Genomic DNA, 22,855 nt, shown 5'->3' with positions numbered 1-22,855 from the left:
ACAGGGGAAAGCGCAAGCGAGGATGTTTCATAAAAAACGCCCCTTGCCGGGTGGCAAGGGGCGGGAGGATCACAGCGCGGCGATCACCGCCTGCTGCTCAATCAGCTTCGCTTTCGCTTCCGCGTAGCCTTCCAGCTTCTCGCGCTCTTTAGCGATCACTGCTTCCGGCGCGCGGGCGACAAAGCCTTCGTTGGCCAGCTTGCTCTCGATGCGGCCAATTTCACCTTCGATTTTGGCCACTTCTTTCGCCAGACGCGCCAGCTCATCTTCTTTATTGATGAGGCCCGCCATCGGGATCAGCAGCTCGGCGCCGTCGACAATCTTGGTCACCGAGACCGGACCTTTATCATCGGCAGGCAGCACGGTAATGCTTTCCAGACGCGCCAGGTTCAGTAGGAAGCTGCGGTTGTCGTTCACACGACGCTCGGCCTCTTTGCTGCAGCCGCGCAGCAGCAGTTCCAGCGGTTTGCCCGGAGCGATGTTCATTTCCGCACGGATGTTACGCACGGCGACGATCGCCTGCTTCAGCCATTCGGTGTCGGCCAGCGCCGCGTCATCCACCTGAGAAGCATCGTACTGCGGGAACGGCTGCAGCATGATGGTGTCGGCGGTGATACCGCAGATCGCTTTCACGCGCTGCCAGATGGTCTCGGTAATGAACGGAATGATCGGATGCGCCAGGCGTAGCAGACCTTCCAGCACGGTCACCAGCGTATGGCGAGTCCCGCGCAGCTCCGCTTCGCTGCCACCGTTCATAACCGGCTTGGTCAGCTCCAGGTACCAGTCGCAGAACTGGTTCCAGGTGAACTCGTACAGGATGCCGGCGGCAATATCGAAGCGGAAGTTATCCAGCGCTTCGCGATACGCTTTCACGGTGTGGTTGAATTCCGCGATGATCCAGCGGTCGGCGAGGGAGAGCACCATTTCGCCGCCGTTGAAGCCGCAATCCTGATCTTCGGTGTTCATCAGCACGAAGCGGCTGGCGTTCCACAGCTTATTACAGAAGTTACGGTAACCTTCCAGACGCTTCATATCCCAGTTGATGTCGCGGCCGGTAGAGGCCAGCGCCGCCAGGGTGAAGCGCAGGGCGTCGGTGCCGTGCGGCTCGATGCCGTTCGGGAACTGTTTCTCGGTACGCTTGCGGATTTTATCCGCCAGCTGCGGCTGCATCATGTTGCCGGTACGTTTTTCCAGCAGCTCCGGCAGGGTGATACCGTCAACCATATCCAGCGGGTCAATGACGTTACCCTTGGACTTGGACATCTTCTGGCCTTCGTCATCGCGGATCAGACCGGTCATGTAGACGGTCTTAAACGGAACCTGCGGTTTACCGTTTTCATCTTTGATGAAGTGCATGGTCATCATGATCATGCGGGCGATCCAGAAGAAGATAATGTCGAAGCCGGACACCATCACGCTGGTCGGGTGGAACTGACGCAGGGCGTCGGTGTTTTCCGGCCAGCCGAGGGTGGAGAAGGTCCACAGCGCGGAGGAGAACCAGGTATCGAGAACGTCTTCATCCTGACGCAGGGCAACGTCGGCGCTCAGGTTGTTTTCCTGACGCACTTCGTCTTCGCTACGGCCTACGTAGACGTTGCCGTCGTTGTCATACCATGCCGGGATGCGGTGACCCCACCACAGCTGACGGGAGATACACCAGTCCTGAATATCGCGCATCCAGGAGAAGTACATGTTTTCGTACTGCTTCGGCACGAACTGAATGTCGCCGTTTTCAACGGCTTCGACTGCTGGCTTGGCCAACACGTCCGCGCGCACGTACCACTGGTCGGTCAGCATCGGCTCGATCACCACGCCGCCGCGATCGCCGTAAGGGACGGTCAGGTCGTGCGGTTTGATCTCTTCCAGCAGGCCGAGGGCGTCAACTGCCGCAACAACGGCTTTACGCGCCGCGAAGCGTTCCAGTTTCTGGAACTCCGCCGGGATCTCGCTGGAGTAGACGTCGGATTCATTGCCTTTGGTGTCGTAGACTTCCGCGCTTTCGCGGATGTCGCCGTCAAAGGTGAGGATGTTGATCATCGGCAGCTGGTGACGACGACCCACTTCGTAGTCGTTAAAGTCGTGCGCCGGGGTGATCTTCACGCAGCCGGTGCCTTTTTCCATGTCGGCGTGTTCGTCGCCCACGATCGGGATGCGGCGGTTAACCAGCGGCAGCACCACGAATTTGCCAATCAGATCTTTGTAGCGCGGATCTTCCGGGTTAACGGCCACGCCGGTATCGCCCAGCAGGGTTTCCGGACGGGTGGTGGCGACCACCAGGTAATCTTTACCGTCAGCGGTTTTCGCGCCATCGGCCAGCGGGTAGCGGATGTGCCACATGGAACCTTTCGATTCGCGGTTTTCCACTTCGAGGTCGGAAATGGCGGTGCGCAGTTTCGGGTCCCAGTTAACCAGGCGTTTGCCGCGGTAGATCAGGTCTTCTTTGTACAGGCGAACAAAGACTTCTTTCACGGCATTGGAAAGCCCCTCGTCCATGGTGAAGCGCTCGCGCTCCCAGTCCACGGAGTTGCCGAGACGGCGCATCTGACGGGTAATAGTGCCGCCGGATTCCGCTTTCCACTGCCAGATTTTGTCGATAAAGGCGTCGCGGCCGTAGTCGTGGCGGGTTTTCCCTTCTTCAGCGGCAATCTTACGCTCAACCACCATCTGGGTAGCGATACCTGCGTGGTCGGTACCTGCCTGCCATAGGGTGTTTTTGCCCTGCATGCGCTGGTAGCGAATCATGGTATCCATGATGGTTTGCTGGAAGGCATGACCCATATGCAAACTGCCGGTGACGTTCGGCGGCGGGATCATGATGCAGAAGCTCTCCTGGCTTTCATCACCATTCGGTTTGAAATAGCCCTGCTTTTCCCAGTGCTCGTAAAGCGGCTGTTCGATATCTTGTGGGTTGTATGTCTTTTCCATTATTTCCAGGTTGCCGTGTTCAGGTTGAAACCAGCCATGCGGTACGCCTTATAGCGTTCGCGCGCCAGTTGTTTCAGATTGTCTTCGTAAGGGACAAAGTCTATCACTTCTGTGAAAGCGGTGGCAAAATCTGCAAAGTTTAGCCGCAGGCTGATAAGAATATCCCGCGGACTGCTGTTGCGCTTTTGCGGCCAGGCAATCTCTACCGGCGCGCCGCCTCTCGGGCCTTCGCCCGCCAGATTATGCGGCACAAAGCTCTCCGGCGGCCGCGACCACAGCGCCTCGTCGAGACGAATCGCCTGCTGTTCATCTTCGCAGGCGATCAGGACGCGCTTGCCGTTGCGCCAACGTTCTGCGGCAATGTCACACACCAGCTGCTCGACGGCGCTCAGGCCGTCGACGGTGGCGTCATTGTCCAGAAGATAGAACGTTGCGTTTTTCATATATGGGGCTTCTTGTTGTGGATTTAAATGCAAAGCCGGGCGGCGCTACGCTTACCCGGCCTACAGTGTGCTGCCGTTTGTAAGCCGGGTAAGGCATCGCCGCTACCCGGCATGTCACATCACTCTTCGCCGTTAAAACCCGCACGATTGAGCAGGAACTGCGACAGCAGCGCCACCGGACGACCGGTCGCGCCTTTGGCCTTACCGGAACGCCAGGCAGTACCGGCGATGTCGAGGTGCGCCCAGTTGTACTTGCGGGTGAAGCGCGACAGGAAACAGCCGGCGGTGATCGCGCCGCCAGGACGGCCGCCAATGTTCGCCATATCGGCAAAATTGGACTCCAGCTGATCCTGGAACTCGTCGGCCAGCGGCAAACGCCATGCGCGGTCGCCCGCCAGTTCGGAGGCGCCGATCAGCTCATGGGCCAGCGGGTTATGGTTCGACATCAGGCCGGTGATGTGATGGCCGAGGGCAATCACGCAGGCCCCGGTCAGCGTCGCCACGTCGATAACCGCTTCCGGCTCGAAGCGCTCAACGTAGGTCAGAACGTCGCACAGCACCAGGCGGCCTTCGGCGTCGGTGTTCAGCACTTCCACCGTCTGGCCGGACATAGTGGTCAGGACGTCACCCGGACGATAGGCGCGGCCGCCAGGCATGTTTTCACAGCCCGCCAGCACGCCGATGACGTTCAGCGGCAGCTGCAGTTCGGCAACCATCCGCATCACGCCGTACACCGCCGCCGCGCCGCACATGTCGTACTTCATCTCGTCCATGCCTTCGGCAGGCTTGATGGAGATACCGCCGGAGTCGAAGGTCAGGCCTTTACCGACCAGCACGATAGGGCGCGCGTCCTCAGCCGGGTTGCCTTTATATTCGATGACCGACATCAGCGACTCGTTCTGCGACCCATTGCCGACGGCGAGGTAGGCGTTCATCCCCAGCTCGCGCATCTGTTGTTCGCCGATCACCCGGGTGATGACGTTTTTGCTGTAGGTATCGGCCAGCTGACGCGCCTGGGAAGCCAGATAGGCGGCGTTACAGATGTTCGGCGGCATATTGCCAAGATCTTTCGCCGCTTTGATGCCGGCGGCAATCGCCAGGCCATGCTGAATGGCGCGTTCGCCGCTGGTCAGCTCGCGACGGGTCGGCACGTTAAAGACCATTTTACGCAGCGGGCGACGCGGCTCGCTTTTGTTGGTCTTCAGCTGGTCGAAGCTGTACAGCGTCTCTTTGGCGGTTTCAACCGCCTGGCGAACTTTCCAGTAGTTGTTACGGCCTTTGACGTGCAGCTCGGTCAGGAAGCAGACGGCTTCCATTGAGCCGGTATCATTCAGGGTATTGATGGTTTTCTGGATGACCTGCTTATACTGACGCTCATCCAGCTCGCGCTCTTTGCCGCAGCCAATCAGCAGAATGCGCTCAGACAGAATGTTTGGCACATGGTGCAGCAATAACGTCTGGCCAGGTTTGCCTTCCAGCTCGCCGCGACGCAGCAGGGCGCTGATGTAGCCGTCGCTGATTTTATCGAGTTGTTCGGCGATGGGGGAGAGGCGACGTGGTTCAAAGACGCCGACCACGATACAGGCGCTCCGCTGCTTCTCCGGGCTACCGCTTTTTACACTGAACTCCATGCACTATGCTCCTGAATCTTAAAGACAACAGTGGTGGCTACGGCTATACTCGTCGCCTTTCAAGTTGCAGATGCGCCGGCTGCGCCTGCTTACCCTGACGTGGCACATTGTGCGCGCCAGGGGCCACAGCCCTGCTGCCTTCTTACAACTCGAAATCCATTGAGTATATAATTGCAAGCTTTCGTAACTCATATCCGCTGTTGCGGTGACTTCGTGTTAATCTTAACGTTATTAAGGCCTGGGTTCGTCAGAAAAGATCCTGACATGCAGAACCGATGAGTCATTTAATCTTAGCGACGTTTTCGACGACCAAAGAGAATAAATGACGTTTAAGCCATGAAACAAGCAATTTTCCTGCACTAAAACGGGTTTTTACGGGCGTATTTATAGTGATAATCATAAGATATCTGGTTCGTGAGACGCTGAAAAGCCAGTTGGCGATCCTATTCATCCTGTTACTGATTTTCTTTTGTCAGAAATTAGTCAGGATCCTCGGCGCCGCGGTGGATGGCGATATCCCAACCAATCTGGTGCTCTCGCTGTTGGGGCTCGGCATCCCGGAGATGGCGCAGCTTATCCTGCCGTTAAGTCTGTTCCTTGGCCTGCTGATGACCCTCGGCAAGCTGTACACCGAAAGTGAAATTACGGTGATGCACGCCTGCGGCCTGAGCAAAGCCGTGCTGATCAAGGCGGCGATGATCCTTGCGCTGTTCACTGGCGCGGTGGCGGCGGTCAACGTTATGTGGGCGGGGCCGTGGTCGTCGCGCCATCAGGACGAAGTGCTGGCCGAAGCTAAAGCTAACCCCGGTATGGCGGCGCTGGCCCAGGGCCAGTTCCAGCAGGCCAGCGATGGTAACGCGGTGATGTTTATCGAAAGCGTCAACGGCAACCGCTTCCATGACGTCTTCCTTGCCCAGCTGCGTCCGAAAGGCAATGCGCGCCCCTCGGTGGTGGTGGCGGATTCCGGCGAGCTGTCGCAGCAGAAAGACGGCTCGCAGGTGGTGACCCTCAACAAGGGCACCCGCTTTGAAGGCACCGCGATGCTGCGCGACTTCCGCATTACCGACTTCAATAACTATCAGGCTATTATCGGCCACCAGGCGGTGAGCGCCGATCCGGACGACACCGAACAGATGGATATGCGCACCTTGTGGAAAACCCACACCGACCGCGCGCGCGCCGAACTGCACTGGCGCTTCACGCTGGTGGCGACCGTCTTCATTATGGCGCTGATGGTGGTGCCGCTCAGCGTGGTGAACCCGCGTCAGGGCCGTGTGCTGTCGATGCTGCCGGCGATGCTGCTTTACCTGGTGTTCTTCCTGCTGCAAACGTCGATTAAGTCGAACGGCGGCAAAGGCAAAATGGACCCGGCTATCTGGATGTGGGCGATTAACCTGCTCTATTTTGCGCTGGCGGTGCTGTTAAACCTGTGGGACACGGTGCCGATGCGCCGCTTCCGCGCCCGTTTTAATAAAGGAGCGGCCTGATGCAGGCGTTTGGCGTACTTGACCGTTATATCGGTAAGACGATTTTCAACACCATCATGATGACCCTGTTCATGCTGGTGTCGCTCTCCGGCATTATCAAGTTTGTCGATCAGCTGAAAAAGTCCGGGCAGGGCAGCTACGATGCGCTGGGCGCTGGTCTCTACACCATCCTCAGCGTGCCGAAGGACATCCAGATCTTCTTCCCAATGGCGGCGCTGCTTGGCGCGCTGCTGGGGCTGGGGATGCTGGCCCAGCGCAGCGAACTGGTGGTGATGCAGGCATCCGGTTTCACCCGGCTGCAGGTAGCGCTGGCGGTAATGAAAACCGCGATCCCGCTGGTGCTGCTGACCATGGCCATCGGCGAGTGGGTGGCGCCGCAGGGCGAACAGATGGCGCGCAACTACCGTGCCCAGCAGATGTACGGCGGCTCGCTGCTCTCAACCCAGCAGGGGCTGTGGGCGAAAGATGGCCACAACTTTGTCTATATCGAACGCGTAAAAGGCAACGATGAGCTGGGGGGCGTCAGCATCTATGCCTTCAACCCGGAGCGTCGTTTACAGTCGGTGCGCTATGCCGCTTCGGCAAAATTCGATAGCGAAAATAAAGTGTGGCGTCTGTCGCAGGTGGATGAATCCGACCTGACCGATCCAAAGCAGGTGACCGGGTCGCAGATGGTGAGCGGCACCTGGAAAACCAACCTGACGCCGGACAAACTGGGCGTGGTTGCCCTGGATCCGGATGCGCTGTCGATCAGCGGGCTGCACAACTATGTGAAATACCTGAAGTCCAGCGGCCAGGATCCGGGACGCTACCAGCTCAATATGTGGAGCAAAATCTTCCAGCCGCTGTCGGTGGCGGTGATGATGCTGATGGCGCTGTCGTTTATCTTTGGCCCGCTGCGTAGCGTGCCGATGGGCGTGCGGGTGGTGACGGGGATTAGCTTCGGCTTTATCTTCTATGTCCTCGACCAGATTTTCGGCCCGCTGACCCTAGTCTACGGCATACCGCCGATCATCGGCGCGCTGTTGCCGAGCGCCAGCTTCTTCCTGATAAGCCTCTGGCTGATGATGCGCAAGGCCTAGCGGGTAAGCCTGAAACGTAAGCCCCCTCAGCGATGAGGGGGCTTTTTTTTAGCGCTTGCGTCCGCCCAGCAGGCTGCCCAGCATGCCGCGGACGATCTGATTGGTGACCTGGCGAACCGCGCTTTTCGCTGCGGTCTGCACGATACCATCGCGTTTTCCGCCGCGCGGGCCGGTGCTGCCGAACAGGATATCTTTCAGGCCGCCAAGCAGCCCGTCGTCATCGCCGTTCTGCTGGCCCTTCGCCGGCGGAGCCGACTGCTGCCCGGTGGCGACCTGCACCCCTTGCTGCAGCATTTCGAAAGCCGACTCGCGGTCCACCTCCTCCTCATACTTACCGTACAGCGGCGAGTGGTTCAGCAGACCATTGCGCTCGTCATCGCTGACCGGCCCCATTCGCGAGCAGGGGGCGATAACCATCGCCCGCTCGACCACCGACGGGCTGCCTTTCTCATCGAGGAAGGAGATCAGCGCCTCGCCGGTGCCCAGCTCCTGGATCGCCTGCTCGGTACTGAAGGCCGGGTTGGCGCGCATGGTCTGGGCGGCGGTTTTCACCGCCTTCTGGTCCTTCGGCGTAAAGGCGCGCAGGGCATGCTGCACGCGGTTGCCCAGCTGGCCGAGCACGGCGTCGGGAATATCCGCCGGGTTCTGCGAGACAAAGTAGACGCCGACGCCCTTGGAGCGGATAAGGCGGATCACCTGTTCAATTTTATCCAGCAGCACCTGCGGCGCGTCGTTGAACAGCAGATGCGCCTCATCGAAGAAGAACACCAGCTTCGGTTTATCGAGGTCGCCGGCTTCCGGCAGGCGCTCGTAGAGCTCGGAGAGCATCCACAGCAGGCTGGCGGCGTACAGCTTCGGCATCTGGTAGAGCTTTTCGGCGCTAAGGATATTGATCACCCCTTTACCGCTGGCATCGACGCGCATCCAGTCGGCAATATCCAGCATCGGCTCGCCGAAGAAGTGCTCGGCGCCCTGTTGCTCCAGGGTCAACAGCCCGCGCTGGATGGCGCCGATCGAGGCGCTGTTAATATTGCCGTACTGGTTCTGGAAAGACTTGGCGTTATCGCCGATAAACTGGGTGATGGCGCGGAGGTCTTTGAAGTCGAGCAGCAGCAGGCCGCGGTCGTCCGCGATGCGGAAAATAATGTTCAGTACGCCGCTCTGCACCTCGTTGAGATTGAGCAGGCGCGCCAGCAGCAGGGGGCCGAGATCGGAGACCGTCGCCCGCACCGGGTGGCCCTTCTCGCCAAAGATATCCCAGAGCACCACCGGGTTGGCGTGCGGCTCCCAGTCGCTGACGCCGATCTTCTCCAGCCGCGCCTGCAGTTTCTCTGAGCTCTGCCCCGCGGCGGCAATGCCGGTCAGGTCGCCCTTGACGTCGGCCATAAATACCGGCACGCCAATCTCCGAGAACGACTCAGCCAGCTTCTGCAGGGTGACGGTTTTACCGGTGCCGGTCGCACCGGTGATAAGCCCATGGCGGTTGGCCATCGCGGGCAGTAAATAGAGCGCGTTATCCAGCGTGCGCGCAATCAACAGGGGTGAGCTCATGGTCGATTCCTCCATTTATCCTGCGACGATTATAGGCAACCTCGTCGTCCGGCGTTGGGAAAATCGTCACGCGCCGCGCACGCTGTACCGTGAGGGGCTCAGGCGCAGTGGCGCTGGATGAGCGCGATGCTCTGCTCAATTTCGCGCTCGATATCCGCTTCGCTCCATTGCGCCAGCTCGGGGGCGAAGGGCTCAAAAGCGTACACCCCCTGATAGCCGCGGGCTTGCAGCGCTTTAACCTGCTCGCAGGTGCCGAGACGATCCTGCGGGGTTAGCATGATGCGCTCGGCATCGGTGAGCTGCTCGCGCGGACGGCTATCGTCCACTCCTGAAAGGTGCACCAGCCCGATATCCGCCACCTCTACCTGGCTGAACTCGTCCGCCGCCTGCGGGTAAAGATGGTGATGGAAGGTATCGATCAGCAGCTTAAACGGCACGCGGGCGTCGTGGATCAGCGTCTGCGCCTGGTGCGCAGAACGCAGCGAGCTTTGCGGGAAGCCCAGCGGCTCCACCAGGCCGTGGATGCCATAGAAGGCGAACAGCGGCGCCAGGTCGCGCAGGGCGCCCAGGGTTTCGCTGGCCGGCACCTCGCTGCCGTCGTTGAGCGGACAGAGCACCAGCGATTTGGCGCCGATGGCCTGGGCCTCTTTCAGCAGCGATTCGGTCAACTGCCGCACCTCTTCGCTACGACGGTTAAAGGGGTAGACCGCGTTAATCGTCAGGATCTCGATGTGGTAGCGCGCCGCCAGCTCGCGCACCTGCTGATGGCTCAGATCGTCGGTCACTTTTCCACTGGGTAAATCGTTGCGCAGCTCGACCTTATTCAGGCCCAGACGGTTCACCAGACGGAAAAACGCTTCAATGCTGAGCGCTGGCGCGATTTTGCGGTTAATACAAAAACGTTGCATTGCGATGGCCATAGGACACTCCTGACGGAAGAGGGGGTAGGTTCGTTCAATTGGCTAACAGTCAAAACGTTTATTCCAAAATTAGCAAGAATGGAAATGATGAATGTTTGAGCTGTCTCGCAAAATATCACCGGCACCGACTGCCGGCGCGACAGCGGCGGGAAGCCTGGCGTCGAAGGCAACGAGGCGCGATGCGGGAAGCGCACAGGCGACCGGTTAGCGCAAAATGCGACTGTTATCACCAAAATGAAATTTCATTTCACAACAATGTTGAAATATAAATTTCATTTTACTACGGTTATAGCACAGCAGAATCAGCGACGGGCCGGTGTGCGCTGGCCCCCTTCACTATGAGGCGAGAACATGACGATCACAGGAAACTTTATTGGCGGGAAAACCGTTATTAGCAGCAGCAACGAAACGATGCCGGTGTACGACCCGGCGACGGGCAAAGCGGTGCGCGAAGTCACGGTGTCAACCGCGCAGGAAGTCTCCGAGGCGATTCAGGTTGCTCGCGATGCGTTTGACAGTTGGTCCCGTACCACGCCGCTGCGCCGCGCCCGCGTGCTGTTCAACTTCAAAATGTTGCTGGAGCAGCACGTGGAAGAGCTGGCGGGGATCATCGTCAGCGAGCACGGTAAGGTGTGGTCGGATGCGCTGGGCGAGCTGACCCGCGGTATGGAAGTGGTCGAATTCGCCTGCGGGATCCCGCACCTGATTAAAGGCGAATACTCCTCTGACGTCGGCACCGGCGTCGACAGCTACTCGCTGATGCAGCCCCTGGGCGTGGTGGCAGGGATCACCCCGTTTAACTTCCCGGCGATGGTGCCGATGTGGATGTTCCCGCTGGCGCTGGCCTGCGGCAACAGTTTCGTCCTCAAGCCGCCCGCGCTGGCGCCGACGGCCGCTGTGCGTCTGGCAGAGCTGCTGAAAGAGGCCGGTCTGCCGGACGGCGTGTTTAACGTCGTGCACTGCAGCAATGAAGATGCCGAGCAGCTGTACACTGACCCGCGTATTGCGGCGGTGAGCTTCGTCGGCTCCTCCGGCGTGGCGGAGTATATCTACAAGACCGCCAGCGCCCACGGCAAGCGCGTGCAGGCCTTTGGCGCCGCAAAAAACCACGCGATTGTGATGCCGGATGCCGATCTCGACGCTACCGTTAACGCCATTATGGGCGGCGCTTTTGGCTCCGCAGGCGAGCGCTGTATGGCGCTGCCGGTGGTGGTGGCGGTGGGAGATGAAACCGCCGACAAACTGATCGCCCGCCTGAAGCCGCTGGTGGAAGCGCTGAAAGTAGGCCCGGGCTGCATGCGTGGTCAGGAAGAGAACGAGATGGGACCGGTGGTGTCTGATACCCACCAGAAAAAAGTGCTCGGCTATATTGATAAAGGCGAAAGCGAAGGGGCAAAACTGGTGGTCGATGGCCGCAAACTGCGCGTGCCGGGTTACGACGCGGGCTACTATGTCGGCGGCACCCTGTTCGATCACGTCACCCCGGAGATGACCATCTGGCGCGAAGAGATCTTTGGCCCGGTGCTGGGGATTGTGCGCGCGGCGGACTATAACAGCGCCCTTGAGCTGGTCAACAGCCATGAGTTTGGCAACGGCAGCGCCGTTTTCACCAGCAACGGCCACACCGCGCGTGAATTCGTCCACGACGTGCAGGCGGGGATGGTTGGGGTGAACGTGCCGGTCCCGGTGCCGATGGCGTTCCACAGCTTCGGCGGCTGGAAGCGCTCGGTGTTTGGCGCGTTGAACGTCCACGGGCCGGACGGCGTGCGCTTCTACACGCGTATGAAGACCGCCACCGTACGCTGGCCGGCAGGGCAGCAGACCGTATCTGAATTCAGCATGCCGACGTTAGGTTAATCGGCGAAGGAGAGCGCCATGTCGTTACTGGCTAAATCGCGAAAAGAGGGACAGATCCAGCATATTACGCCGCAAAGCGCCGGTTGGCGCTATATCGGCTTTGATGTCTGGATGTTGAAAAAAGGACAGACCGTGACGCTGGAGAGCGGCGATCGCGAGCTGTGCCTGGTGCTGGTCGCCGGGCTGGCGTCGGTGAAAACGCAACATGCCGATTTCCCGAATCTCGGTAAACGGATGTCGCCGTTTGAACGCACCCCGCCGTGGTCGGTCTACGTCCCGCCGCAGGATAAAGTCGAGGTGACTGCCGATTCCGATCTGGAACTGGCGGTATGCAGCGCGCCGGGCAAAGGCAGCTTCCCGGCACGCCTCATTCGGCCGGAAGACGTCGGGGTAGAGCACCGTGGGAAAGGGCGCAACCAGCGTCGGGTGCATAATATTCTGCCGGACAGCGCCGAGGCGGACTGCCTGTTGGTGGTGGAAGTGTATACCGACGAGGGGGCCACCAGCTCGTGGCCGTCGCATAAGCATGATACCGCCCAGCCGGGCAAAGAGACGCAGCTGGAAGAAACCTACTATCACCGCTTCGATCCGCCGCAGGGCTTTGCCTTCCAGCGGGTCTACACCGACGACCGCAGCCTGGACGCCTGTATGGCGCCCTACAACCACGATGTGGTGATGGTGCCGCGCGGTTACCATCCGGTGGCAGCGATTGCCGGTTACGATAGCTACTATCTGAACGTGATGGCCGGGCCGGACCGGAAATGGCTGTTCACCTGGGAAGATGACCACGCCTGGATCAACACGCCGGAGTACCCGCGCCACGACTGATGCGCGGTGCAGAAGCGGATAAAGAAGGCCGGTTAGCGATGCTAACCGGCCTTCCTGTTTGAGAGCGGCGGGTGTTTTTTCGCGAAACGCTCCGCGGAATCCCACTCCCCGACCCGGCAAGCGCAGCGCCGCCGGGGAGGACACCACCGGTGCCATTCCCGCCTTTGTGCCGGATGGCGGCTTCGCCTTATCCGGCCTACGGGAGCCTCCCGTAAGCCCATATACCCCAGGCCCGGCAAGCGCAGCGCCGTCGGGCAGGACACCTCCGGCGCCATACCCGCCTTTGTGCCGGATGGCGGCTTCGCCTTATCCGGCCTACGGGAGCCTCCCGTAAGCCCCTATACCGTCGGCCCGGCAAGCGCAGCGCCGCCGGGCGATGACCACAGACACGGTGCTGCTTTTATGCCGGGCGGCGGCTCACGCCTTGCCCGGCATACGGTTCATGCGACCTGCCGTTAATTTATTCACCATTGTTGCTGAAACTGCCGGTGCTGACGGCCTCAAAATCGCTGAGACGTTCCCGGAAGGCCGGGGCAGCCCGCATGGATGCGGGCTGAGGGCCGTGTTTTGCACGGACGCTGCCTCGGCCCGACCCGAAGCCTGCAGGGATAAGTCGAAGGGACCGCGTAGCGGCGATTTTGCTGGCCGGAGCCCGGGGGTACAGGGGGCGGCGGCGACTGGCCGCCCCCTGTGCGCTCCCTGCGCCATGCCAGGCATAACGCAGAAGCTTAACCGGGAGCGCAATGTGCGCTGAAATCACATGCGACAAACGCTTTTCCCGGATTAATAGAGTTGCATATCAATAACATTATCTCCGGCACCCCGCAGGCCCATATACCCCAGGCCCGGCAAGCGCAGCGCCGCCGGGGAGGGCACCACCGGTGCCATACTCGCCTTTGTGCCGGATGGCGGCTTCGCCTTATCCGGCCTACGGGAGGATCCCGTAAGCCCCTATACCGTCGGCCCGGCAAGTGCAGCGCCGCCGGGCAGGACACCGCAGACACCGTACCCGTTTTTGTGCCGGATGGCGCTACGCTTATCCGGCCTACGGCATCCTCCCGTAAGCTCCTATACCCCAGGCCCGGCAAGCGCAGCGCCGCCGGGCGATGACCACAGGCACGGCGCTGCTTTTATGCCGGGCGGCGGCTCACGCCTTGCCCGGCATACGGTTCGTGCGACCTGCCGTTAATTTATTCACCATTGTTGCTGAAACTGCCGGTGCTGACGGCCTCAAAATCGCTGAGACGTTCCCGGAAGGCCGGGGCAGCCCGCATGGATGCGGGCTGAGGGCCGTGTTTTGCACGGACGCTGCCTCGGCCCGACCCGAAGCCTGCAGGGATAAGTCGAAGGGACCGCGTAGCGGCGATTTTGCTGGCCGGAGCCCGGGGGTACAGGGGGCGGCGGCGACTGGCCGCCCCCTGTGCGCTCCCTGCGCCATGCCAGGCATAACGCAGACGATTAACCGGGAGCGCAATGTGCGCTGAAATCACATGCGACAAACGCTTTACCCGGATTAATAGAGTTGCATACCAATAACATTATCTCCGGCACCCCGCAGGCCCATATACCCCAGGCCCGGCAAGCGCAGCGCCACCGGGGAGGACACCACCGGCGCCATACCCGCCTTTGTGCCGGATGGCGGCTTCGCCTTATCCGGCCTACGGGAGCCTCCCGTAAACCCATATACCCCAGGCCTGGCAAGCGCAGCGCCGCCGGGGAGGAACCTCCGGCACTGTACCCGTCTTGTGCCGGATGGCGGCATAAAGGCCTTATCCGGCCTACGGGATCCTCCCGCAGGCTTATACTGCGCCGCCGAGTAACAAACGCCAGGCAGCCTATCTCACGCCTTCTGCTTGGCCTCGGACTCCTGGCTGCTGTTCAGCGCCAGCGAAACCGCCAGCGTCTGGGCCAGACACAGGGAAGCAACCTGCGAGCGGAAGCCATCCACCTGCGCTTCACGCACCACAAAGCAGACATCGCTGAAGGCCGCCAGCGGGCTGACCTGGCTGTCGGTAATGGCGATCTGCCGCGCTTTGCGCTGCGCGCCCAGCTCCACCAGCTCGACCACTTCCCGGGCGTACGGCGAGAAGCTCACCGCCACCACCACGTCTTTCGGGCCGACCAGACTCAGCTGCTCGGTGAACATGCCGCCGAGGCCGTCGATCAGAAAGGCTTTGCGATCGAGGTGACGCAGCGCATAGGTCAGATAGGAGGCGACGCTGAACGACCGGCGCAGACCAATGACGTAGATATTTTCCGCCTCGCCCAGCAGGGCCACCGCGCGCTCCAGATCATCGCTGGAGGTCTGCATCGCCAACTGCTGCAACGCCTGGTTGTTCACCATCGTGAACATATTGAGGATTTCCGTCGGCGTTTCCGGCGGGCTGGACTCATCGCTGGTGGTCTGGCGGAACAGACGGGCGCGCTCGGTATAGTTGGCGGTCTCTTCCATCAAATGTTGCTTGAACATCTGTTTCATTTCGTTAAAGCCGCTGAAGCCGAAGGCGTTGGCAAAACGAATCAACGTGGAAGGGGGAACATCCGCCTGTTGCGCAATGGAGGCCACGGTATCGAAAGCCACGCTATTGCTGTTATCAAGGATATAGCGGGCGACCTGTTTCAGGCGTTTGCTTAACGTATCGTAGCGACGCCTGATTTCATCCTGCAGGATGGTCAGCTGTGTTGGGTTATTGGCCATAGAGTGCGCTCTGAGAAAATGGAAGGAATATGGCTTCCAGTGTACCAAATGAAGCGAATTTTTCATTTATTGCGACGAAATACGCGATTCATTTCACGAAGAAACAGAAAAACGCCCGCTCCGCAAGGTGACGGAGACGGGCGTCGGGGGATCAGCGGCGGGCTTCGCGCCAGTAGCCAATGAGCGTCAGGTAGTTGTGTTTCACTTCCTCTATCAGGGCCTCATCGCTGAGCTCACCCTGCATCCAGCGCCGCGACGGCTGGCCAAAGATGGTGCGCCCGACGGCGAAACCTTTGATCATCGGGTGTGCGGCCGCCTCGGCGAAACCGGCGCGCAGTTTGTCGGAAGGCGCGTCAAGCCCGAGGATCAGGATCCCGCGGCTCCACGGATCTTCGCGCTCGATGAGGGCGGTGATCTGCTGCCAGCTGGCGCTGGAGAGCGGCGGCAGCTTCCACCAGTCCGGTTTGATCCCCAGCTGATAAAAGTGTTCCAGCATAGTGTGGTAATGGCGCTCGTCTTTGTCCGGGCCATTTTCCGGCAGGATCACCTCCAGCAGCAGTTCATGGCCTGACTTGTTACAGGCCTGCCAGACCTCGAGCAGCAGGGCGTCCTGCTCTGCACGCAGCGCCGCCGGGTCGTCCGGGTGATAGAAGACCAGGCATTTGACGACATGCTCCAGCGGCCAGTCGATCAGCTGCGAGCCGATGTTGCCATGCTCCAGACGCAGTGGTCGCGAGCTGGGCAGTTCGATAGGGCGGCCGATCCACCAGCCCTTGCCGGTAATGGCGTTGAGCGCACGCTGGCCGTAGGTGCCGTCGGCCAGAATGCCGCTGCGCTGATCGAGACCTGCCTCCTGCGCCGCCGCTTCGGCCGCGGCCAACAACAGCAGCTTGAGCTGCGGAATGCAGGCTTCGTCGCGCCCGGTCTCCCGCGCCAGGTCGGCCAGCTGTTTACGATGGTCAAAGGCGAAAATGCACAGCTCCGGCCACTGCTGACGGCGGCTGGTGACCCGGTGCAGGTGGTTGAGGCGCTCGTCGACGTCCGGGCGCGGCACCGATTCGGCGCGCTGCAGGTAGTCATCGAGTTCGACTTTGGTCGGCATCGCCGGCGCGCAGCCGTGGCGGGAGACCACCAGCGCTCCGCAGGCGTTGGCGTAACGGCAAGCCTGCTCCCAGCCTTCGTCGTTGAGCCAGCCGCGCAGCAGACCCGACATAAAGGCATCTCCGGCGCCCAGCACGTTGAGAACCTCCACGCGCACGCCCTGCTGCAGCGGCACCTGGTCCCAGCTGTCCGGGATGTCGCCTTCCAGCACCACGCAGCCCATCGGCCCGCGCTTGCAGACGAGGGTGGCTTTGGTGGCATTGCGCACATTTTTCAGCGCGGTCAGGGTATCGGTGCTGCCTCCGGCAATATGAAACTCTTCTTCGGTTCCCACCACCAAATCGAACAGATGCAGCACTTCCTGCAGCTGGCTGGTGACCGGTCCGGACTCAATGAAACGGGTTTCGCCATCGCCGAGCGAGGTGAGCCCCCACAGCACCGGACGGTAATCGATATCCAGCGCGGTACGCAGGCCGTGACGGCGGGCGTACTCCAGCGCCTTCAGCACCGCGGCGCGGGTGTTGGCGTGCGACAGGTGGGTGCCAGTCACCGCCAGCGCCCGGGAGGAGGCAATATACTCCTCGCTAATGTCGTCAGGCGTTAAGGCCATATCGGCGCAGTTATCGCGGTAGAAAATCAGGGGGAAGGTCTCCTGATCCTTAATCCCCAGCATCACCAGCGCGGTCAGGCGAGATTTGTCGGTAATCAGATACTCGGTATCCACCCCGGCGCGGTTGAGCGTTTCGCGCAGGAAACGGCCGTTGTGTTCATCGCCAACGCGCGCCAGCATGGCCGATTTCAGCCCCTGAATCGCGGTGCCAAAGGCCACGTTGCCGGAGGAGCCGCCGAGATATTTCGCGAAACTGGCAACGTCTTCTAGCCGCGAACCAATCTGCTGGGCATAGAGGTCGACGGCCACCCGACCTATACAGATGACGTCGAGCCGCTTTACTGCTGCATTCATAGCTAGGATTTCCTTTTTGGTGTCTGCTGCCTGGAAGGGTCGGGATCCCGACGTCGACTCCGTGAACAGCCTGAGGGTTATTGGTTACCCTTAGTTTGAGAAATAAATATTTCATTTGCAAACTCGTTCGAAATTAAAAAACCAAAAGTGTGAGGGATCTACCACTCTGCCGCACTGAGCCTCGCGCGAGCGCGGATCGCCCTCTCTGTCGACCCGGGGGAAAATGAAACGCCAAATGGCATCCATTTACCTATGATTTTTAAGGGGATGTTGCCGTCTGGCGCGGCAAAAAAGGGCCCGAAAACGTGTCTGGAATGTAAGTGAAACGTATGAAATGGGTAGAGAGTTTGATCCTTCTCGCAAAATGAAATATTTCTTCTGTATTTGTATTTAATGAAAAAAATGTTTGCCTATAATCCACAGGTATTCCAGTGACGTGAACGACGGCCCCGGCGGCATCGGCGCGACGCCACACACAAATACTGAACAATAAGGATTGTGCATCATGGGCAAACTGAGACTGACAACGGCGCAGGCGCTGGTGAAGTTCCTCGATAACCAGTACCTGGAAGTGGATGGCGTAGAGCTGAAGTTCGTGAAAGGCATTTTCGCGATTTTCGGCCATGGCAACGTCCTGGGGCTGGGGCAGGCGCTGGAGCAGGACAGCGGCGATATGCGCGTCTATCAGGGGCGCAACGAGCAGGGGATGGCCCACGCGGCCACCGGTTTTGCCCGCCAGGCCCTGCGCCGGCAGATTATCGCCTGCACCTCCTCCATCGGTCCGGGAGCGGCCAACATGATCACCGCCGCCGGCACCGCCAGCGCCAACCGCATCCCACTGCTGCTGCTGCCGGGCGATGTCTTCGCCACCCGCCAGCCGGATCCGGTGCTCCAGCAGATTGAACAGAGCTACGATCTCAGCATCAGCACCAATGACGCCTTCCGCGCAGTCAGCAAATACTGGGACCGCATTACCCGCCCGGAACAGCTGATGAGCGCCTGCATCAACGCCATGCGCGTCCTGACCGACCCGGCGGAAACCGGCGCGGTGACGCTGTGCCTGCCGCAGGACGTGCAGGGCGAAGCCTGGGACTACCCGGAATCCTTCTTTGCGCGCCGCGTGCACCGTCTCGACCGCCGCCCGGCCAGCGCCGCGCAGCTGGCGGACGCCGTGGCGGCCATCAAAGCCAGCCGTAAACCGCTGATCGTCTGCGGCGGCGGGGTGAAATACTCCGGCGCGGGTGAAGCGCTGTCCCGTTTCGCCGAGCGCTACGGGGTGCCTTTCGCCGAAACCCAGGCCGGGAAGGGGACGGTGGTCTCGTCTCACCCCCTGAACGTTGGCGGCGTCGGCGAGACGGGCTGCCTGGCGGCGAACCTGCTGGCGAAAGAGGCCGACCTGGTGATCGGCGTCGGCACCCGTTTCAGCGATTTTACCACCGCCTCTAAATGGATTTTCCAGCACCCGGAGGTGCGTTTCCTGAATATTAACGTCAGCAACTTCGACGCCTGGAAGCTGGACGGCATTGCCATGCTGGCGGACGCCCGGGAAGCGATGACCGCCCTCGACGCGGCGCTGGCGGACAGCGGCTGGCAGGCCGGCTGGGGCGCGCAGATCGAGAGCGTGCAGAGCCGTCAGTTAAAAGAGACCCAGCGCGTCTACCAGGCGGTGTGGCAGGAGAAATCCTTTGTGCCGGAGATCGACGATCATCTCGATCGCGAATCGGTGTATCGCGAGTTCCGCCAGATCACCGACTCCACCCTGACCCAGAGCAGCGTTCTTGGGGTACTGAATGAAACGCTGCCGGCCGAGGCGGTGATCGTCGCGGCGGCGGGCAGCCTGCCAGGCGATCTGCAGCGCGTCTGGCGCAACCGCGCGGAAAACACCTACCACGTGGAGTACGGCTACTCCTGCATGGGATATGAAGTCAACGCGGCGCTGGGCGTGAAGCTGGCGCAGCCGCAGAGCGAAGTCTACTCCCTGGTCGGCGATGGCTCGTTCATGATGCTGCACTCTGAGCTGGTCACCTCCCTGCAGGAGCGGGCGAAGATCAACGTCGTGCTGTTCGACAACATGGCCAACGGCTGCATCAACAACCTGCAGATGGAGCACGGGATGGACAGCTTCGGCACCGAGTTCCGCTACCGTCAGCCGGAAACCGGCCAGCTGCAGGGCGGCCTGGTGCCGGTGGACTTCGCCACCATCGCCGCCGGCTACGGCTGCAAAACCTGGCGCGTCACTACCCTGGACGAACTGCGCCATGCGCTGGACGCCGCCCGTCGCGAAACGGTCAGCACCCTGATTGATATTAAAGTGCTACCGAAGACCATGGTGCACAAATACGGCAGCTGGTGGAACGTTGGGGTCGCCCAGACGGCGCTCTCTGAGCGGATCCGCAAGGTGGCGCAAATGATTAATGAAAAGCGCGCCCAGGCGCGTGATTACTAAAACGAACCTCTACCCTGAATCCTACAGACTTACGGAGAAAACCATTATGTCGCTCAAATTAGGTGTCATCGGCGCTGGCGCTATCGGTAAAGAACACATCCGTCGCTGCACCCAGGTTCTGCAGGGCGCCACCGTCGTGGCGGTGTCTGATATCAATGCCGACAACGCCCGCGCGGCGGTCGCGCTGCCGGGCGTGCAGGCGGAAGTCTACGCCGACGGCCACGACGTGATTAACGCCAGCGATGTCGATGCCATCCTGGTCACCTCCTGGGACCCGACCCACGAAGAGTACACCCTGGCCGCCATCGCCGCTGGTAAGCCGGTGTTCTGCGAAAAACCGCTGGCGATGTCTGCGGAAGGCTGCCGCCGCATCGTCGATGCCGAAATGAAGGCCGGCCGTCGTCTGGTGCAGGTTGGCTTTATGCGCCCGTACGACGAAGGCTATCTGGCGCTGAAAAAAGTGATCGACGATGGCGATATCGGCGCGCCGCTGATGCTGCGCTGCGCCCACCGCAACCAGTCAGTCGGCGAGAACTACACCACCGATATGGCGATCACCAACACCCTGATCCACGAGCTGGACGTGCTGCGCTGGCTGCTGAACGATGACTACCGTTCCGTGCAGGTGCGCTTCCCGCGCTCCACCTCGCACACCCATGCGCGCCTGAAAGATCCGCAGATCGTCTCCTTTGAAACCAAAAAAGGCACCCTGATCGACGTCGAAGTGTTCGTGAACTGCCAGTACGGGTATGACATCCAGTGCGAAGTGGTCGGCGAAACCGGGATTGCCCGTCTGCCGGAGCCGTCGGCCGTCCAGATGCGCAAGTCCGCCAGCCTGTCGACCGCCATTCTCACCGACTGGAAAGACCGCTTTATCAAAGCCTACGACGTCGAGCTGCAGGCCTTTATCAACGACGTCAAAGCCGGTCAGCTGCACGGCCCGTCGGCCTGGGACGGCTACGCGGCGTCGGTGGCGGCGGACGCCTGCATTAAAGCGCAGGGAACCAGCGAGCCGGTTGAAGTGACGCTGCCTGAGTGCCCGGCATTCTACAAACGTTAAGCGCGTTTTGCTGACGGAACTTCTTTGCACAGGTAACGACGATGAAAATTGCCTTTGATGTGGATGTCATTAAGGACCTCGGGATCACCCGCATGGTCCATCAGGTAGCGGAGTGGGGCTACAAGTACATTGAACAGTCGCCGCACCCGCAGATTAACCCGTTCTACAAGCACCCGCGCGCCAGCCGGGAGATCATGGCGGAGTACAAGCAGGCGCTGCGAGATACCGGCCTTGAGCTGTCGTCGTTTATCTGCGTCTACCGCTGGTCCGGCCCGGACGAACTGCGCCGTCAGGCGGCGGTGAAAAACTGGAAACGGCTGGTGGAAATTGCGGTGGAGATGGGCGTTCAGGTGATCAACACCGAGTTCTCCGGCGATCCGAATCAGCCCGAAATCTGCGATGAAATGTTCTATCGCTCAATGGAAGAGCTGTTGCCGATTTTTGAGCGGGAAGGCATCCGCGTGGAGATCCAGGCGCATCCCTGGGATTTCTGCGAAGAGAACAATGAAACCGTCGATATCGTGAAGTCGTTCCGCAGCGATAACGTGAAGTACGTCTACAGCGTGCCGCACACCTTTTTCTACGACAAAGGCGTCGGCGACGTGGCGAGCATGCTGCGCTATGCCGGGAGCGATCTCTCCCATGTCCTGATTGCGGACACCCGCAATCATACGAAACATTGCCGCTATATCGTTAACCCGCCGGGCGTGGATGCCGTGGTGCACCAGCACGTAGGCGTCGGGGAAGGGGATGTGGATTTCGACGCGCTGTTCCGCACCCTGCGCGAAATGAAATTCGCCGAGCAGACCTTCAAGGTCGGCGGGGAGCCGATTGTCGCCACCTCGCTGTTTGGCTACCCGGAAAAAATGAAATACCAGGCAGTGGAAACCCGTGAACTTATTGAACGTGAATTGCTGCGCCGGTAAGGCGCAGCGGCAGGAGCCCTACTATGAACAAAGATAACGTCAAACTGGCTATCGCCCCGATTGGCTGGACTAACGATGATATGCCGGAGCTCGGCAGCGAAAACACTTTCCAGCAGATCGTCAGCGAAATGGCGCTGGCCGGCTTTACCGGCAGCGAAGTCGGCAGCAAATATCCGCGCGACCCGGCGGTCCTCAAGCCGATGCTGGATATCCGCGGCATTCAGATCTGCAACGCCTGGTTCAGCACCTTTTTCGCCAACGGCCAGCGGGAAAAAACCATTGATGAATTCGTCAATCACATGAACTTCCTTCATGCGATGGGCGCGAAAGTGATTGGCTGCTCCGAGCAGAGCGGCAGCATCCAGGGGCTGGATAAACCGATCCTCGGCGATGCGAAGCCGTGCTTCAGCGAAGAGGAGTGGCAGCGGGTAGCGGAAGGCTACAACACCCTCGGCCGCCTGGCGGCGGAGAAGGGGATGCAGGTCTGTCTGCACCACCACATGGGCACCGGCATTCAGACCACCGCGGAAATCGACAAATTTATGTCGCTGGTGGACGAACGCGTCTTCCTGCTGTTCGACACCGGACATGCCTGGTATTCCGAAGGCGGCGAAGCGCCGATGCTTGCGATCCTCAAAAAGTATCTGCCGCGCATCAACCACGTTCACCTGAAAGACGTCCGCCCGCCGGTGATCGACCAGGTGCGCCGCGACGGCCTGTCGTTCCTCGACGGCGTGAAAAAAGGCACCTTCACCGTCCCGGGCGACGGGGTGATCGATTTCCGTCCGGTGTTCAAGCTGCTGGACGACTTTGGCTATAAAGGCTGGATGGTAGTGGAAGCCGAGCAGGATCCTGCTCTGGCCAATCCTTTCGAATACGCCGTCAAAGCGCGCAAATATATTCGCGAAACGGCAGGGATCTAATCGTTGTGACATT

General features: G+C 60.4%; 15 protein-coding genes. 8 read left to right on the top strand and 7 right to left on the bottom strand.

What is annotated here, in order from left to right; translation table 11 throughout:
* Positions 1–69: 69 nt before the first annotated feature.
* From IB144_RS23350 to pepA, 3 genes are all read right to left on the bottom strand, one after another.
* Positions 70–2,925, bottom strand: coding sequence for a valine--tRNA ligase (locus tag IB144_RS23350; RefSeq protein WP_009486532.1), 2,856 nt, complete (start codon positions 2,923–2,925; stop codon positions 70–72).
* Positions 2,925–3,368, bottom strand: a complete 444-nt coding sequence (gene holC / locus IB144_RS23345; protein ID WP_002886953.1) for a DNA polymerase III subunit chi — start codon at positions 3,366–3,368, stop codon at positions 2,925–2,927. Before holC ends, IB144_RS23350 begins: the two co-directional genes overlap by 1 nt.
* Before the next feature lie 119 nt (positions 3,369–3,487).
* Positions 3,488–4,999 carry a leucyl aminopeptidase gene (gene pepA / locus IB144_RS23340; protein WP_002886954.1) on the bottom strand — a complete coding sequence of 504 codons (1,512 nt, stop codon included), beginning with the start codon at positions 4,997–4,999 and terminating at the stop codon, positions 3,488–3,490.
* Positions 5,000–5,388: 389 nt separating this feature from the next.
* Here pepA and lptF point away from each other — a divergent pair, with 389 nt between their 5' ends.
* Together lptF and lptG are read left to right on the top strand one after the other, a co-directional pair.
* Positions 5,389–6,486, top strand: a complete 1,098-nt coding sequence (gene lptF / locus IB144_RS23335; protein WP_002886955.1) for an LPS export ABC transporter permease LptF — start codon at positions 5,389–5,391, stop codon at positions 6,484–6,486.
* Entirely contained in the window at positions 6,486–7,568 is a 1,083-nt protein-coding gene (lptG, locus tag IB144_RS23330) for an LPS export ABC transporter permease LptG (RefSeq protein WP_002886956.1), read from the top strand. The genes lptF and lptG overlap by 1 nt, the downstream gene beginning before the upstream one ends.
* A gap of 48 nt (positions 7,569–7,616) precedes the next feature.
* On the opposite strand, the gene IB144_RS23325 is transcribed toward lptG, so the two are convergent.
* A complete protein-coding gene (locus IB144_RS23325; RefSeq protein WP_002886957.1) occupies positions 7,617–9,119 on the bottom strand; it encodes a helicase HerA-like C-terminal domain-containing protein in 1,503 nt (500 codons plus the stop codon).
* A 98-nt stretch (positions 9,120–9,217) separates the two neighbouring features.
* Positions 9,218–10,039: a TIM barrel protein gene (locus tag IB144_RS23320; protein WP_057222665.1), complete on the bottom strand. Its 822-nt coding sequence runs from the start codon at positions 10,037–10,039 to the stop codon at positions 9,218–9,220.
* Positions 10,040–10,390: 351 nt separating this feature from the next.
* On the opposite strand from IB144_RS23320, the gene IB144_RS23315 reads away from it, so the two are divergent.
* Entirely contained in the window at positions 10,391–11,896 is a 1,506-nt protein-coding gene (locus IB144_RS23315; RefSeq protein WP_009486529.1) for a CoA-acylating methylmalonate-semialdehyde dehydrogenase, read from the top strand.
* Positions 11,897–11,914: 18 nt separating this feature from the next.
* Entirely contained in the window at positions 11,915–12,724 is an 810-nt protein-coding gene (gene iolB, locus IB144_RS23310) for a 5-deoxy-glucuronate isomerase (protein ID WP_004177654.1), read from the top strand.
* Positions 12,725–14,564: 1,840 nt separating this feature from the next.
* Here iolB and IB144_RS23305 read toward each other — a convergent pair.
* Entirely contained in the window at positions 14,565–15,422 is an 858-nt protein-coding gene (locus IB144_RS23305) for a MurR/RpiR family transcriptional regulator (RefSeq protein ID WP_004152190.1), read from the bottom strand.
* A 151-nt stretch (positions 15,423–15,573) separates the two neighbouring features.
* The gene (iolC, locus tag IB144_RS23300; RefSeq protein WP_031590889.1) at positions 15,574–17,487 is read right to left on the bottom strand and encodes a 5-dehydro-2-deoxygluconokinase; all 1,914 of its coding nucleotides are present in this window, start codon (positions 17,485–17,487) and stop codon (positions 15,574–15,576) included.
* 505 nt (positions 17,488–17,992) lie between these two features.
* Between iolC and iolD the strand changes: the two genes are divergently transcribed.
* From iolD to iolE, 4 genes are read left to right on the top strand one after another with little or no spacing between them, the layout of a single operon-like run.
* Positions 17,993–19,933, top strand: coding sequence for a 3D-(3,5/4)-trihydroxycyclohexane-1,2-dione acylhydrolase (decyclizing) (gene iolD, locus IB144_RS23295; protein ID WP_004152191.1), 1,941 nt, complete (start codon positions 17,993–17,995; stop codon positions 19,931–19,933).
* Between the two features lie 46 nt (positions 19,934–19,979).
* Positions 19,980–20,993: a Gfo/Idh/MocA family oxidoreductase gene (locus IB144_RS23290; protein ID WP_004152192.1), complete on the top strand. Its 1,014-nt coding sequence runs from the start codon at positions 19,980–19,982 to the stop codon at positions 20,991–20,993.
* Positions 20,994–21,034: 41 nt separating this feature from the next.
* A complete protein-coding gene (locus tag IB144_RS23285) occupies positions 21,035–21,919 on the top strand; it encodes a sugar phosphate isomerase/epimerase (protein WP_004152193.1) in 885 nt (294 codons plus the stop codon).
* Positions 21,920–21,942: 23 nt separating this feature from the next.
* Positions 21,943–22,842, top strand: coding sequence for a myo-inosose-2 dehydratase (gene iolE, locus IB144_RS23280; RefSeq protein WP_004192343.1), 900 nt, complete (start codon positions 21,943–21,945; stop codon positions 22,840–22,842).
* Positions 22,843–22,855 lie beyond the last annotated feature (13 nt).

The sequence above is a fragment of the Klebsiella sp. K4 genome (assembly GCF_014596785.2).
GTDB lineage: Bacteria > Pseudomonadota > Gammaproteobacteria > Enterobacterales > Enterobacteriaceae > Klebsiella > Klebsiella pneumoniae.
Note: the sequence above shows the minus strand (reverse complement) of the source record. Positions and strands in the feature narration are given on the sequence as shown.

Bases quoted from the DNA above. Each gene is read 5' to 3' on its own strand.
- IB144_RS23350 (WP_009486532.1), bottom strand. From the start codon at position 2,925: ATGGAAAAGACATACAACCCACAAGATATCGAACAGCCGCTTTACGAG.
- holC (WP_002886953.1), bottom strand. From the start codon at position 3,368: ATGAAAAACGCAACGTTCTATCTTCTGGACAATGACGCCACCGTCGAC.
- pepA (WP_002886954.1), bottom strand. From the start codon at position 4,999: ATGGAGTTCAGTGTAAAAAGCGGTAGCCCGGAGAAGCAGCGGAGCGCC.
- lptG (WP_002886956.1), top strand. From the start codon at position 6,486: ATGCAGGCGTTTGGCGTACTTGACCGTTATATCGGTAAGACGATTTTC.
- IB144_RS23325 (WP_002886957.1), bottom strand. From the start codon at position 9,119: ATGAGCTCACCCCTGTTGATTGCGCGCACGCTGGATAACGCGCTCTAT.
- IB144_RS23320 (WP_057222665.1), bottom strand. From the start codon at position 10,039: ATGGCCATCGCAATGCAACGTTTTTGTATTAACCGCAAAATCGCGCCA.
- IB144_RS23315 (WP_009486529.1), top strand. From the start codon at position 10,391: ATGACGATCACAGGAAACTTTATTGGCGGGAAAACCGTTATTAGCAGC.
- iolB (WP_004177654.1), top strand. From the start codon at position 11,915: ATGTCGTTACTGGCTAAATCGCGAAAAGAGGGACAGATCCAGCATATT.
- IB144_RS23305 (WP_004152190.1), bottom strand. From the start codon at position 15,422: ATGGCCAATAACCCAACACAGCTGACCATCCTGCAGGATGAAATCAGG.
- iolC (WP_031590889.1), bottom strand. From the start codon at position 17,487: ATGAATGCAGCAGTAAAGCGGCTCGACGTCATCTGTATAGGTCGGGTG.
- iolD (WP_004152191.1), top strand. From the start codon at position 17,993: ATGGGCAAACTGAGACTGACAACGGCGCAGGCGCTGGTGAAGTTCCTC.
- IB144_RS23290 (WP_004152192.1), top strand. From the start codon at position 19,980: ATGTCGCTCAAATTAGGTGTCATCGGCGCTGGCGCTATCGGTAAAGAA.
- IB144_RS23285 (WP_004152193.1), top strand. From the start codon at position 21,035: ATGAAAATTGCCTTTGATGTGGATGTCATTAAGGACCTCGGGATCACC.
- iolE (WP_004192343.1), top strand. From the start codon at position 21,943: ATGAACAAAGATAACGTCAAACTGGCTATCGCCCCGATTGGCTGGACT.